Source organism: Bacillus cereus group sp. MG20 (genome assembly GCF_040459885.1).
In the GTDB taxonomy this organism is placed as follows: Bacteria; Bacillota; Bacilli; order Bacillales; family Bacillaceae_G; genus Bacillus_A; species Bacillus_A cereus.
In genome coordinates this window covers 3,797,663-3,812,427 of the sequence record NZ_JARVHF010000001.1, presented here as the reverse complement: position 1 = coordinate 3,812,427, position 14,765 = coordinate 3,797,663, and the positions used below count along the sequence as shown (strand labels likewise).

Sequence of the window (14,765 nt, the reverse complement as noted above, 5' to 3'; positions counted from 1 at the left end):
TAATCATCAAGGTGTTTTTCTCATTCTAAAAGGAATATCTTTACGTCGATATACACTTAACACAATTCCCATTATAAATGCATGAAACAGAGTTGGTATCAATCCGTAGCTAATAAAAGGTAATGATATAGAAACACGTGGTAATATCCCGAGGGTCATGCCAACGTTACAAATAAAATGGATTACAAAAAGAGTCACTCCGCCAACGAGAAGCAATTTACCATAACCATCATTTATTTTATAAGCTATGTTCATTATTCTTACTGCAAAAAGAGAAAGAATCACGACAAGAACTAGCGCAAGTACATATCCATAATAGTAAGTCAAACTTGCAAATACAAAATCAGTATGGGCAGCACGGATAGACTTTATATTTCCATATGTACCAAACCAACCTGCTGAAGACATTGCCTCTTGTAAACGTAAATCCCATTGATCATGCGCTGGATTTATAAATCCTAAAATTCTAGCTATCCGGTATTCTTTTACCGCAGACCAGGAAAATAGATCCCTAACAATAAAGGGTAAAATCGGTAAAATTGTAATGAGCCATGCCGTGTTCTTTCCTAACTTACTCCACCAAAGCATAACGAATACCATCGTAATATAGATGAAAATTGGTAAAAGAATTGATGTAGTTGAAAATAGATATAAAGAAAATACGTATAATATGAGAAGATGCATAAACTTTAACCTACTATTATTGAAAAAAGAAGCCCAAGCTAGAAAGAAGAATGGCATCGTCATTAAACAGTCAATTTTGATGGGGCCAATTTTTATTATTGCTTCCCCAATCACGTAATCAGTCGGAAAACATTTTATCATTAACAAGATAAGTACGCCAATTGTATAAAACAGCCACCCAAGTTTCTCTAATCTCCGATAATCAAGTAGCATCATGCCCATAGCTGTTACAACACCGAGAATAACAAATATCACCTTATTCATGAATAAGTCAGCATGTCCAAAAGTTATAATCGGCAAAAACCCTAGCCCCATCGCAGCCACTAATAAACCAATCAAAAACCAATCAACCTTTGGCTTATACAGTTTGTTAAGTTCTTCGCCAAGTTTGACCGGACTTCCCATTTGTTCAACAGCCTTATCTTCAGCAACTTCCTCACTTAATCCTTTATCCATCCACATATTCTTCGCCTGTTTTAAGTGAAAGTCTAGTTCCATCGCCACCAAATCCTTCGCTTCTTTTGATTTAATATGGTTCGTAACTTCTTTTAAAAAACGCTCCCCTTTTTTGTTCAATTTTTTCTCACTCCTGTACTAATCCTTTTAATATAAATCGTGCCTTCGTAGCATTCTTCTCTGCCTTTCGCAGCATCTTGTTTCCTTTATCATTTAATTGATAATATTTAGCTCCCGCATGATCCCAGCTAGATTGGATAAAGCGATTCTGTTCTAGACGATGTAATAAAGTGTATAGAGATCCTTCATCACCTTCGAATTTTTGAATTCCTCTCCCCCGCAGTAACTGCATCAATTCATAACCTGTTTTTTCATTCATAAGAAGTTGCAACACTGCTAAAAGGATGTCTTCTTCCTTTTCGGACGATTGATTGATTTTTTCGCGCACCCGCTTTTGGTGCTGATCAGAAAAACTCAAATGTTTAAACGTTGTGTTCTCCATTGATTTTCGCAAACCTTTTAATCGATCTTCCATTTGATTATTCCTCCAATCCTTTCTTCAAAAGCTCCTTCGCTTTTTTCAGTCTCGTTTTTATCGTGTTTTCCTTCACTTCTATTACCGTAGCAACCTCTTTAATTGATAATTCCTCATAATAAAATAGATAAATCACTTCTCGATATTTTATCGGTAAACTCATTACTGCAGAAGCCAGTTCACGATCCTCCGCATTTTGAATGACAGTTTGTTCCACACTTTCTTTTTGACTCTCCATATACGTAAAGTCATCCTCTGTCACGATAACTTTTTTGTTATACCAACTTTTTAAATAGTCCTTACAATGATTGATTGCAATTCTCCATAACCATGTTTTCAAATTCGAATTCCCTTTATATGTATGAAGAGATTTATAGCATTTCACAAATATATCTTGCGTTAAATCCTCCGCAACCTCTTTATTATTCACATACGAATACACAAGCTGCAGGACTTCTTGTCCATACTTGTTCATTATTTCGTCGATAAGGTCCTCCTTATCTTCTATTTCAAACGCTTCTATCGTTAATTCATCCACATCATTTCCTCCTTCCCATATATTAGACGACGCACTGTATGGAAAAGTTTTATAAATGTATAAAAAAATACGATCGGCAATCACATTTTTTATAAAGCACTTCCTCAGTAAATTACATATAATAAACCGAATAGTCGTTACAATGCGTTCACCTAAAGAGCGTCTTTCTCCCAAGGCGCTCTTTAAGTTTACAATAAGGATTTTGTCTTAGTTTTATATCATCAAGATTCCCCTCATCGCTAAATTAAAAAGAGAACCGATTTAATCGAGTCCTCCTTCTTTCTAACGCTCACTTAAAGAATCTAATATATCATGGCCATACAAAGATGAATCGAAAATATCAAAACTAATATATTCTTCATACAAGTGTAGTATTTAAACTTCTATACATAACGCAATTGCATGAAAACCTTAACTTGTAGGAAACTCATAAACAGGTTATATATGATAAACCACAATTTACACAACCACCATTTAAAACTAGGGCTTTTCATCCATATGTCTTGTTCCCTATTTTAAAACATAATACAATTAATATGTAACTTAATAAGCTATAACTAGTAGGTGTGGTAATCATCTCTTCCATTTTGAAAAAAGGGGGAGGTGATAATATGATCGCGATGTTTGTAATTAAATTAGTGTATGGTATCCTAACCGGAGCTGGCGTTGTCATCGGTAGAAGATACGTCGGTCCATGGCTAATTTCTGTATACAAAAAAGCGAGAACCACCCTGCTTCGTGGAAAAGGTAAGGGCGGTTCTCGGCTAAAACGTTAATGTAATTGTCTTATAACCGCACCTACTACCACCACAATAGCAAGTTAGGTTACAAATGCAGAAGTTTCTCAGGCTTCTGTCTTTTTATTTTATGCAAAATTCACACTAAATACTCTATCATCATTGTAACACATTTTATTTATTTTTAGTCAAGAGAAAAAATCACCTAAAAGGCTCCCCTTCAGGTGGTTCTCTATTTTACGCTAACGCAGCTGCCTGTTCTTGTTGATCTAGACTTTTTCTAGTTCAGCTGTGCCGCTCTCATCATTTATAGCACCAATAAAGACGGATTATGGACCCGCTTCATAACAGTAGGATTAAACAAGGAACAACACCTATTACGAATATAAAAAATCCTCTCACTACATAGTACCTATGTTTTCAGCGATACTCTATTACCATCAAATTAAATTTGTATAATTTAAACTACAGAATAGCGAGCTAAATTTCAAATATCTTCTTTCGCATAACCCTAAATTTATTATCCAGTTGCATTATGCTTATAAATAAAAGATATCCTACCGACGCACCGAGCATATTTATAGCAATCCGCCACACATCAAAAACATCAGACAAAGTTAGTAAATGTAATATCTCCCAAACAAGAAAGGTCATAACATACCACTTACGAGCTTTCTTATAGTTAGTCACTTTATTAATGAGCACTGGAACGAAAAATCCGAATGGAACTACTAATATTATATGTTGTAAAACGCTTAACCAATAAGTTGAGTTTCCCCAAGGACCTGGATGTGCAATAAAATCTTTAACTTGCCAAAGTGTTATTCCAAAAAGTTGTAATAACGTTTCTAAATCAGATATATGTAAAAATTGCTGCCAAAATTCAATGGGATGATAGACAGTCCCACCACCTGTCAAACTGCGAACAGAGTCAAATGTAGAAGTCGAAATAAACGTTCCTAAAAAGACAATAAAACAAATGATTATATAAGGAATACATAAAATTTTTGATAATACCTTTAATGGCCTAGGAACTTCGTATACCGATTTATTAATCTCTACGCCAATAACTTTTGATTCTCCAAAACTTTGAATCGCTTTATAAATCGCTTCTTTTTCATTCATACCTTGCTCCATATATTCTTCTTTCAAGCTGTTCAAGTGATCATACATTTCTAGAAATAACTCATCCTGTTCAATATCACTAAGTTCTGAATAGGCTAAAATAGACTTAATATACTCATCAAATTCACTCATAAATAACTCCTTTCTGACAAGCTTGAATTAATGCTGTTACACTCTCCCAAGAGTTCACTTTCTTCTGCAATTCTTTTTTCCCTTTATCTGTAATAGTATAGAATTTCCTTTTCATCCCATTCTCAGATTCATTCCAATAAGATTCAAGAAACTCCTTTTTCTCTAATCGCTTTAAAGCAGGATACAAAGTTCCCTGTCCCATACTATACAAATCTTCACTTGCATCCTTTAAACTTTGAGCTATTTCGTAGCCGTATGTATCACGTTTTGCAATGATAGAAAGTAATAAAATATCTATACTTCCCTTCAAGATTTCTTTGTCCAACAATACCACCACCTTATATACATAGTATAACAACATATGTCGTTATACAACATAGTTAGAAAAATAACCCATAAAAAAACCACCTAAAGGCTCCCCTTCAGGTGGTTCTCTATTTTATGCTAACGCAGCTGCCTGTTCTTGTTGATCTACAGGAATTACAGCGTCTGTTAGTGCTTTTTCTAGTTCAGCTGTATATTTCATTTGTTCTTCTTTGCTCCAGCCTAGTTTCGCAGCCATGTAGTTGATTACTGCTTCTTTCCACTCGTATACCCAGTGGATGTTGAAGAATACAGCGCCTCTGCGGCGTACGAAGAAGTCAACTGGTTTTGCTGTCATTTCGTAATCCATTGCGTATACAAGTGGGATTAGAACTTCAAGCGGCATGTTGTATTCTTTCGCTTCTTCTTTATGTTTTTTCGCTAAGTCGAACAGTACATCAACGTTAGAGCCGTAGAATTTCGCGAACTCTTCTGCTTGTACTTTCGTTAAACCAGATTTTGTACCTTCGTCTGCTTTTTTCGCAACAAATGCTGGGAATCCGTGTGAACCATCTACATGTCCACCAGAGATTGGCATATGTTTCGTATCGCTCTTCGGATATGCGCTATGACCTTCTTTTTGTAATAAGTTCGTTACGTAATCTACTACCATTTCAGCCATTTTACGGTATCCTGTTAATTTACCACCTGCGATTGTAATTAAACCAGATTCAGAAGTCCAAATTTCATCTTTACGAGAAATTTCAGATGCATTCTTACCTTCTTCATAAATTAACGGACGTACACCAGCCCAGCTTGATTCAATGTCTTTCTCTGTAATTTTCACGCTTGGGAACATGTAGTTAATCGCATTAATGATGTATGTGCGATCTTCTGTTGTCATTTGTGGTACAGCTGCGTCTTTATCATAGAACGTATCTGTTGTACCTACGTATGTTTTTCCTCCGCGAGGAATCGCGAACACCATACGTTTATCTGGTGTATCGAAGTAAATTGCTTGCCCGAGTGGGAAACGTTTTTGATCAATTACTAAGTGAACACCTTTTGATAACTGAAGTACTTTTCCTTTTTTCGAGTTATCTTTTTCACGAAGTGTATCTACCCAAGGACCAGCTGCGTTTACAATTTTCTTACCGTAAACTTCATATACTTCCCCGTCTAGTAAATCGATTACACGTACACCGCATACTTTTCCATCTTTATATAAGAAACTGTCTACTTTTGCGTAGTTAACAGCTTTCGCACCATGCTCAATTGCTTCTTTCATTACTTCAATTGTAAGACGCGCATCGTCTGTACGATATTCTACGTAGTAACCGCCGCCTTTTAATCCTTCTTTTTTTACAAGAGGCTCTTTGTTTAGCGTTTCTTCACGGTTAAACATCTTTCTGCGCTCGCTTCGTTTTACACCTGCTAAGAAGTCGTATACACGAAGACCAATTGATGTACTAAATGATCCGAACGTACCGCCTGTATGGAACGGAAGTAACATCCACTCTGGTGTTGTTACATGGGGACCGTTCTCATATACGATCGCGCGCTCTTTACCCACCTCTGCTACCATTTTCACTTCAAGTTGTTTTAAATAACGTAGACCACCGTGTACAAGCTTCGTTGAACGACTTGATGTACCTGCTGCAAAGTCCTGCATTTCAAACACAATTGTTGATAACCCGCGTGTTGCTCCATCTAATGCAATACCAGAACCAGTAATACCTCCACCAATTACGATCACATCTAACTCTTGTTTATTTACTCCGTTTAATACGTCTTTACGTTGTTTACTTGAAAATTTCATGGTAATTCCTCCCTTTGATAACGAAAAAAGAGACCACAAACTCCGCTATAGATTTCGCCTCTATAGCGCGTTGTGGTCTCTCCAAATCTCCTACCGAATTATTAACTTGTCACCATTATAACACTGTTTATGATTATTTGAAAGCTTTTGTTGCTTCAATTGCTTTTTTCCATCCAGCATATAGCTCTTCGCTTGTTTCCGCTTCCATAGTTGGTTCAAAGCGTTTGTCCATATGCCACTGTGATTTAATTTCATCTTGGTTTTTCCAATATCCAACCGCAAGACCAGCTAAGTATGCTGCACCTAAAGCTGTCGTTTCGTTGATCACTGGACGCTCTACAGGAACATCTAAAATATCGCTTTGGAACTTCATTAAGAAGTTATTTTTAACTGCTCCGCCATCAACGCGTAATGTTTTCAGTTTAATACCTGAATCTGCTTCCATTGCGCATAATACATCTTTCGTTTGGTAAGCTAAAGATTCTAGCGTTGCACGAATGAAATGCTCTTTCGTCGTACCGCGTGTTACACCAAACATAGCGCCGCGTACTTCACTATCCCAATAAGGTGTTCCTAGTCCAACGAATGCTGGTACAACGTATACACCGTCAGTTGATTCAACGCGAGAGGCATATACTTCACTCTCACTTGCATCTTTAAACATGCGCATTCCGTCACGTAACCACTGAATCGCAGAACCTGCTACGAAAATACTTCCTTCTAATGCGTAGTTCACTTTACCATCTATTCCCCATGCAATTGTTGTTAATAGACCGTGCTCAGAAGCTACTGCTTTTTCACCTGTGTTCATTAACATAAAGCAACCAGTTCCGTAAGTGTTCTTCGCCATACCTTCACCGAAACAAGCTTGTCCAAATAAAGCTGCTTGTTGGTCACCAGCTACACCTGCAATCGGTACATTTTGACCGAAGAAGTGGTAATCAATTGTTTCTCCATATATTTCAGATGATGGACGTACTTCTGGAAGCATACTCTTTGGTACTGTTAACATGTCTAGAAGCTCATCATCCCACTGTAAGTCGTGAATGTTAAACATTAACGTACGTGATGCGTTTGAGTAATCTGTTACGTGTGCTTTACCACCAGATAGTTTCCATACAAGCCATGAATCAATTGTTCCGAATAATAGATCGCCGTTTTCTGCTTTCTCTCTTGCACCTTCAACGTTATCTAAAATCCATTTTACTTTCGTTCCAGAGAAGTATGCATCAATTAAAAGACCTGTTTTTTCGCGAACCATTTCGCTATAACCTTTTTCTTTTAACTCATCACAAATTTCAGCTGTTTGGCGAGATTGCCATACGATTGCGTTGTAAATTGGTTTACTAGTTGTTTTATCCCATACAACCGTTGTTTCACGTTGGTTCGTAATACCGATACCAGCGATTTGTTCTGGTTTTACATCTGCTTCGCTTAAGCAAGTTGCGATAACTGCTAAAATAGATCCCCAAATTTCTTGCGCATTATGCTCTACCCAGCCCGGCTTTGGAAAATGTTGTGTAAACTCTTTTTGAGCTGAATGAACAATTTCACCTTTTTTATTGAATAAAATTGCACGTGAGCTTGTTGTTCCTTGGTCTAATGAAAGAATATATTTTTTCATATCGGTTTCCCCCTTATGCTACTTTTCTACTATTTGTATTGCTTCCGCTTTTTTTACTTGTCATATAAGAGATTGCTAGTACAATCACAGTTGCGATAATCACATAAATAAGTGCTGAATTTTGTTTTCCTTCAAATACAACTTGATGGAATAAACCTGCAAGTGATCCACCTAAAATTGGACCTACTACTGGAATCCATGCATACTTCCAGTTTGAACCGCCTTTTCCTGCAATCGGAAGGAAGAAGTGTGCGATACGCGGACCTAAATCACGTGCTGGGTTAATTGCGTATCCTGTTGTCCCACCTAATGATAAACCAATACTTACAATTAAGAAACCTACGATAAATGGATTTAATCCATCTGCAAATTTATTTGCACCAATTGCTAATATACCAAATACTAAAACGAATGTTCCAATCATTTCACTTAAAAGGTTTGCAAATGTGTTCGGAATTGCTGGACCTGTTGCAAATACACCTAACTTTGTTCCTGGATCTTCTGTTTCTTTCCAGTGTGGTAAGTAATGTAAATATACGATAACTGCCCCGATAATTGCCCCAATCATTTGTGCTACGATATAACCTGGTACGTCACTCCATGGGAACGCTCCCTTAAATGCTAGTCCTATCGTTAAAGCTGGATTCAAATGTGCCCCACTAATTGATCCAACCGCATACGCTGCAACCGCTACTGCTAAGCCCCAGCCCATTGTAATAACAATCCAACCTGAATCTTTCGCAAACGATTTCTTTAAACTTACACCAGCACAAACGCCGCCACCAAGTACGATTAACAACGCAGTCCCTATTAACTCTCCTAAAAATGCTGACATAGTATCCCTCCACAATCAATTTAAACGCTTCCAAATGTGATAGAGGTAAAATGAATGGCCATTCGTTTTTGTCAAAAGAAAAAGACCCACAGCTTTGCACGCTTCTATATAAATTTATATAGAAACAATGAAATGTGGATCTCTTCTTTTCTCCGTCACGTTTATTAACTTGTCTATAATGTTAACCTCTTATGAAAGCGGTGTCAACAGAATTTTTTCACATTTTCGTCACTTTTTTTGGTAATGTTTCCATAGTTCGCGTTTTGACGTCGTAATCGCTGTCGCACCAGCGTTTAAAGCTCTTTCCACATCTTCTACAGTACGAATAAAACCACCTGCTAAAATCGGTACACCAGTACGCTCTTTCACTTCAGCGATAATATCCGTCATTGCTCCTGGAAGCACCTCAATATAATCCGGTTTCGTCTTATCTAAAAGATTGCAGCTCTTCTCCATCGCACTCGAATCGATTAAAAAGATGCGTTGTATTGCCACAACACCTTTTTGCTTCGCCTTCATAATAACGCTCGCCTTTGTCGAAAGTAACCCGTACGGTCTAAACTCCTGACATAAATATTCCGTCGCATGCCCATCACTCTGCAAGCCATGAATTAAATCCACATGTAAAAACACCTTTTTACAATATTGCTTCGCAAGTGATATAACACTCTTCAATTGGCCGACATGAATATCTAAAATAACGATATATTCATACGAACTATGTAATAGTTTTTCCAAATCTTTAATTTGCCTCACTGCCGGCAAAATCTTTTGTTCATGAAATTCCATTCTAAATGTCCCCTTCTTTATGTCATCCTATCCTTTATAGTACACAATTTAAGTGAAAAGAACAGCTAGTGTAGGGGATTTCTTTCAAATCTTTCCTCTATTTATATATTTTCTTCAACTTATCCGATCCCATACCACCTATAATCATGAATGCAAGGGGCAAAAGATTCATTACATATGGCGCATCTGCTACAATTGTAATACTTGCTCCTGCAAACTTATTTAGCATCCATACAACGATTTTGATAAGAAACAAAAATACTCCAAGCGTGAATAGACTATCGAAAAACACCTTCCATTTTGGATATGCTAATTGTTTACTATCTTCAATTACTTTTTGCGTCAACTCGTCGTCACTCCTTAACAATTCATCAATCGTAATACTGAATAAATCGCTTAAATGAATAATAATTTCAATGCTCGGATAGTTCTTTCCCGTCTCCCATTTCGAAACCGACTGCCTACTTACATGAATTTTTTCAGCCAAATCATTTTGCGACCAATTTCTTTTTTCCCTTTCTTCTTTTAAACGCTCACTAAAAATCATACTGTGTTTATCACCTCTCTATGCCCATTATGTTCAAATAAATGATGAAGAGTAAAGCTAGTTATCGTTGCATTTCCTGCGCAACTTATGCGTTACAGCTTATAATGGCGCTATTTTATATGGATCTTCCCTATACTATGCTCCAATAATAATTTCCCGAACAATAATACAAAGAACGGATACTAATAAAGACTAGATTAGGCATAAAAAATACGCCATCCCTTCTTATCAGTCTCCAGAAAGAATAACGCAAATTTTCATTTTTACTCATCATTTTTCGGACTATATGAAAACCCCGGGTATTTCACAACAGGCCACTTCTTCTTACGCAGAGAATCCATTACTTGCGGGCCAACATGTATATTACTCTCCACTATTTCTTTAGGAGTCAGTGCCATCCATTGATTTAACGATACATCTTCAAAACGATTGCTTCTGAACATCTCTAAAAACCATAATGTTTCGGTACCTGTATTTTGAATATAATGCCCCGTCGCAAACGGTACATATCCGACATCGCCAGCTCTATAATCAAATGTACGAGCGGTACCATTTCCAAGAAACACAGTCATTCTCGCTTCCCCTGTTAAATAATATTGCCATTCATCATTATTCGGGTGCCAATGAAGTTCTCTCATTCCACCAGGCTCAACCTCAACGAGCGCTGCTGCGATCGTTTTTGAAATAGAGAAATTTGTAGAATCTACAATTCGAACGCTACCACCAGGAGTCTTAATTGGCTTTTGTTTTAACAGTTCATGTTTAAATGTTAAAGGAACTTCCCCTTTCGGTGATTGAACTTCCTGACTTTCAAGCGAACCTGGCACCTCTCCTTGATAAATATAAACTTGACCTGAAGGGATAGAATGAAAAGCACTCTCAGGTACTCCAAAATTAGCCGACAATACTTCTTTTGGCGTATGCGCAAACCAATCAGAAATAGCTAAAGTAGATAAATCAGAAAAATGTCCATCATCGAAAACAAGTAGAAATTCACAATGTTCCAATCCTTGAATGGAATGCGGAATACCAGGCGGAAAATACCAAAGATCACCTGGTCCAACATCAGCAATAAAATTCCGTCCATTTTGATCAACAGCCGTTATGCGTGCCCGTCCTAAAAGCATATACGCCCATTCCGCTTCTTTATGCCAATGAAGTTCTCGTATTCCACCGGCCGTTAAGCTCATATTTACCCCAGCAATCGTCGTCGAAACTGGTAGTTCCCGAGCAGTAATCTCCCGAGACCACCCGCCGTGTTTCAAAATCATAGAAGTGTCCGAGAATGAAAATTTCAAGTTAGGAACTAATCCTGCATCCGTTATAGGCGGAACAAGCATATTCGGATTTTGAATATCTCGCATAACATTACGAGGGCCAGAATCAATTGCACCTGCTCCGTCGCTGCGGATTGGTTGTGGCACATTCCCTCCCGCTTCATTAACAGTACGTTTCTTCATGATTACACCCCTTTTTCATCCGGTTATTAGGTGAAAATCCTCCACCATAGTGTATGAATTGGGCTTTAGATGGTTACAGTTACTATGGAGTTACATCAACTGCCTATCATTATCGTTTTGTTCATTTCTCAACTTATACTAGTATGGACAGCGTCTGGAAAGATAATGAAGAAATTAAATTAAAACTAATAAAAAACCCTGTAAAATTTATTACAGAGTTTTTCACCAATTATTTATTGTTTTACATATCGAATACGAACATTATCGTCCATATGATAAATTTGTAATGTGTTCCCATCATAGTTTTGCAATTTATACATGATACTATCATTTGTTAACTTTACTTCTTGACCGTCTTTAACTGCTTTTGTTACTTTTAAAGATAACTGGAATGATGGGACATCCACCGTATATGTTCCTGTTAAATAGTTATCTTTATTCGGATAAGAACCATTCGCATAAGACTCAAATGTTTTATCACCTTTTAGTACTAGCGTAGTTTTTACGCCACTGCCGTAATCAATACCCCAATTACCAATAATCTCAGTACCATCTTTAATGTTCTTCTGCATGTTGCTATAACTAATTCCTAACTCTTCACTTGTACCAACTGTATCTACAAATACCCCAGTTTTTGCTTGACTTTTATCTGTTTGAGCCTGACTGCCAGTAGTTGGGTTTGCCTGTGTAGAACTACTTGTTGTACTAGTAGATTTTTCCGTGGTTGTATCACCTTTTACTTCAGCCCTTAACTTATCAAATGTAGGTTTCCAAATACGTTTTGCTTCCTCTAATTTTATATTTGCTTTATTTAAGATTTCCTTATCAGTCTCTAAGCTAAAACCTTTATCGTTGAATAACTTCTCTATTTCACCGAATGTTTCTCTTAGTTTACCTGCAGCTCTTTCAATCTCTTTTTGGTCTTCTTTATGTTTTGGCGGTGCAGAAATCTTCTCTATCTTATCAAATACTTTATAGATGTCTTTAACACTATCTAATACCTCAGCTTTTGATTTACTTCCGTTTCTCAAATCCTTTACAGATGCATCATAGTAATCAAATCGTCTTAACATATCCTGTTCAATGTCTAATAAATATTGTGCATAATCTTCATCTAAAACTCGAACCTTTTGAACATCTTTACTTTCTTCTTTCGAATTAGTTGATTTTTCTTTTGTTCCAGAAGACTTAGCTTTACTTGTTTCTTCTGTCTTTGCTTCTTTACTTGCCGAATCTTTTACTGTAACACAACCACTTAATAATAATGTAACTGGAACTACAGCAGCCATTAGTTTCTTCACTTTCATACCTCATACTCCTTAAAGTAATTTACTCTTAGTTTGTTTTGCTACCGATACTCTTCGCTGCTTCTTCAAACAGTTTTGAACCTTCTTGTGCTTTACTTAATGATTGATGCATTTTACTCTCGTCTTCTTGGTCTAATGCATCAAAGAGAAGTTGGAAACAATCCGCATACAGTTCCATCGATTGCTTTATCTTCACTTGTTCTCCCTGTAATTCAGGAGGTGCTTGTAGATTCTTCAGTTTCGTTGTGGTTGCCTTTGCTCCACCTAAACTCAGTTGTACTTCACTTTTCTTTTGTTTGTATGATTTTACGTCTGAATCTGCTATTCCTTCAATTAATTTCATTGTATTTTCAATTTGAGTAGCACTATTTATGATATCTGCCTTGTACCTTTCAACATCTGAACCAGTTACCTTACCAGTTGAAGAAGTTGAATTATTTGAAGAAGAACTTGGTTGACTACTTGATGAGCTACTATTTGTACCTTCACCTTTCGCTACAGATAAGCTATCCTCTTTCTTGCTATCAGTTGACTTACTCTCTTTTTCAGAAGTCTTATTCTCTTTCTCTACCTTTTGCGTCTCTTCTTTCTTTGTTTCAGCTTTCTTACCATCAGTTTCAATTGTAATACAACCACTCAATAACATAACTGGTAACGCTAAACTTACTAATTTCTTTGCTTTCATGATTACTAATACCCCTTTATTTGTAAAATGTAGTGCAAACAAGTTAATATACTTAACTAATAAATTTCCCCCGAATAATTCATTAAAATCTATCGCCCATATATTACCTGTATATTCATAATCTTTCCATATATATCATTTTGCAAAGAATTACATATTTGGTCAAAGGGATTTATGTAGTCCTTAAAAGAAAATTTTAATCACAAAGAAAAGAAGCTAACAATAAATTGTTAACTTCTCAGCTTAAGGAAAAAATAGTATCTTTCCTTATCTTCTAATATCTAGGTTGTGATTGAATATTTGTAAGATGAACATCATACATATCAATGATTTCAAGAAATCTATCAGCTTCACGGAAAACATGGTCTGCCAATAATGGATGAATGATGCTCTTTATTTTACATTGCTCAATTAAATCACGTGCTGTTTTCTTAAAATCCCGAAGAGATGCAACTGACACGCGATTTTGATCTAAAAATTGATCTAAAAGAGGAGCTGTTTGGGATTGTGGTTTCATAGATTCTAAGTCAATTGCTTGATACATCAATTCATCAAAATCATTGCTAAAATTCCGTGCTGTATCTACAAGCTTTCTTTCTGATGGATCAAGAAGATGGCCAATAAATTTAGCATGGTCTGCCATAATCCTTAAAAAGAAAACATTTTCTTTAATAATAGCATCAGGAAGAGCATCTAATTTACCTTCATTTAATTGTATTAAACGTTTTCTAAAATAATCAGCTTCCCTACTTGTATGGTCAACTAAAAGGGGAAAGTTATTTTGTCCTGGCAATTTACATGTGAGAATTAATCCTAAAATTTTTCGTTTAAATCCCCAAATATTAGTTGCGGCTTGTTGTACTTCTGCATTAAACCTTTTGATTTGCTCAGGATCTGTTTCATTTGTATAGGAATGCGCTATTTGTTCAATATGTTCAAACAACCGATAAAATTGATTCGCCTCTTCAATTAATTGAGTATCCTCACATCTAAATCCCAATCGAAGAAAAAAAGAATGCTCCTTCATGATTCTAGACCAAAAACGAATTTCATTTAATGAACGCTCAACAAACATTACAGACGTAACGCCTGTATCAGGATGTAATGAAGTTTCATCCCTATGCATTGTTAATCCCCCCCAGTAAAATCCCCGCTAGTTCCATTCTTATGAGGAAAAATATATATAAAT

15 protein-coding genes are annotated in these 14,765 nt (G+C 36.5%); 1 reads left to right on the top strand and 14 read right to left on the bottom strand.

Annotation, left to right across the window (positions count from 1 at the left end; translation table 11 throughout):
• Positions 1 to 6 precede the first annotated feature (6 nt).
• Genes QCI81_RS19555 through QCI81_RS19545 form a run of 3 tightly spaced genes read right to left on the bottom strand, consistent with a single transcriptional unit; the run spans position 7 to position 2,213 of the window.
• A complete protein-coding gene (locus QCI81_RS19555; protein ID WP_065228420.1) occupies positions 7 to 1,260 on the bottom strand; it encodes an FtsW/RodA/SpoVE family cell cycle protein in 1,254 nt (417 codons plus the stop codon).
• Positions 1,261 to 1,267: 7 nt separating this feature from the next.
• The gene (locus QCI81_RS19550) at positions 1,268 to 1,675 is read right to left on the bottom strand and encodes a PadR family transcriptional regulator (protein WP_000390160.1); all 408 of its coding nucleotides are present in this window, start codon (positions 1,673 to 1,675) and stop codon (positions 1,268 to 1,270) included.
• A 4-nt stretch (positions 1,676 to 1,679) separates the two neighbouring features.
• Positions 1,680 to 2,213: a sigma-70 family RNA polymerase sigma factor gene (locus QCI81_RS19545; protein ID WP_071731879.1), complete on the bottom strand. Its 534-nt coding sequence runs from the start codon at positions 2,211 to 2,213 to the stop codon at positions 1,680 to 1,682.
• A 611-nt stretch (positions 2,214 to 2,824) separates the two neighbouring features.
• Here QCI81_RS19545 and QCI81_RS19540 point away from each other — a divergent pair.
• A complete protein-coding gene (locus QCI81_RS19540) occupies positions 2,825 to 2,989 on the top strand; it encodes a hypothetical protein (RefSeq protein ID WP_000561154.1) in 165 nt (54 codons plus the stop codon).
• 441 nt (positions 2,990 to 3,430) lie between these two features.
• Here QCI81_RS19540 and QCI81_RS19535 read toward each other — a convergent pair whose 3' ends face one another.
• The 11 genes from QCI81_RS19535 to QCI81_RS19485 form a co-directional block, all read right to left on the bottom strand.
• Complete coding sequence (locus tag QCI81_RS19535) at positions 3,431 to 4,207, bottom strand: VanZ family protein (RefSeq protein WP_071731878.1); 777 nt, start codon at positions 4,205 to 4,207, stop codon at positions 3,431 to 3,433.
• Positions 4,200 to 4,532, bottom strand: a complete 333-nt coding sequence (locus QCI81_RS19530) for a PadR family transcriptional regulator (RefSeq protein WP_000356630.1) — start codon at positions 4,530 to 4,532, stop codon at positions 4,200 to 4,202. The genes QCI81_RS19535 and QCI81_RS19530 overlap by 8 nt, the downstream gene beginning before the upstream one ends.
• 114 nt (positions 4,533 to 4,646) lie before the next feature.
• Complete coding sequence (glpD, locus tag QCI81_RS19525) at positions 4,647 to 6,329, bottom strand: aerobic glycerol-3-phosphate dehydrogenase (protein ID WP_000672829.1); 1,683 nt, start codon at positions 6,327 to 6,329, stop codon at positions 4,647 to 4,649.
• Between the two features lie 133 nt (positions 6,330 to 6,462).
• On the bottom strand, positions 6,463 to 7,953 hold the full coding sequence (gene glpK / locus QCI81_RS19520) for a glycerol kinase GlpK (RefSeq protein ID WP_063546700.1): 1,491 nt from the start codon (positions 7,951 to 7,953) through the stop codon (positions 6,463 to 6,465).
• Positions 7,954 to 7,966: 13 nt separating this feature from the next.
• Positions 7,967 to 8,788, bottom strand: coding sequence for a glycerol uptake facilitator protein GlpF (gene glpF, locus QCI81_RS19515; RefSeq protein WP_001272200.1), 822 nt, complete (start codon positions 8,786 to 8,788; stop codon positions 7,967 to 7,969).
• 228 nt (positions 8,789 to 9,016) lie between these two features.
• On the bottom strand, positions 9,017 to 9,577 hold the full coding sequence (gene glpP, locus QCI81_RS19510; protein ID WP_000394286.1) for a glycerol uptake operon antiterminator GlpP: 561 nt from the start codon (positions 9,575 to 9,577) through the stop codon (positions 9,017 to 9,019).
• A gap of 97 nt (positions 9,578 to 9,674) precedes the next feature.
• The gene (locus QCI81_RS19505; RefSeq protein ID WP_065482447.1) at positions 9,675 to 10,124 is read right to left on the bottom strand and encodes a helix-turn-helix domain-containing protein; all 450 of its coding nucleotides are present in this window, start codon (positions 10,122 to 10,124) and stop codon (positions 9,675 to 9,677) included.
• A 263-nt stretch (positions 10,125 to 10,387) separates the two neighbouring features.
• The gene (locus QCI81_RS19500; RefSeq protein WP_071731877.1) at positions 10,388 to 11,584 is read right to left on the bottom strand and encodes an oxalate decarboxylase family bicupin; all 1,197 of its coding nucleotides are present in this window, start codon (positions 11,582 to 11,584) and stop codon (positions 10,388 to 10,390) included.
• Positions 11,585 to 11,817: 233 nt separating this feature from the next.
• On the bottom strand, positions 11,818 to 12,891 hold the full coding sequence (locus QCI81_RS19495) for a DUF3994 domain-containing protein (protein ID WP_000865195.1): 1,074 nt from the start codon (positions 12,889 to 12,891) through the stop codon (positions 11,818 to 11,820).
• Positions 12,892 to 12,919: 28 nt separating this feature from the next.
• Positions 12,920 to 13,576, bottom strand: coding sequence for a DUF7018 domain-containing (lipo)protein (locus QCI81_RS19490; RefSeq protein WP_000644844.1), 657 nt, complete (start codon positions 13,574 to 13,576; stop codon positions 12,920 to 12,922).
• Between the two features lie 274 nt (positions 13,577 to 13,850).
• On the bottom strand, positions 13,851 to 14,702 hold the full coding sequence (locus tag QCI81_RS19485) for a DUF2935 domain-containing protein (protein ID WP_000554479.1): 852 nt from the start codon (positions 14,700 to 14,702) through the stop codon (positions 13,851 to 13,853).
• Positions 14,703 to 14,765: the final 63 nt, after the last annotated feature.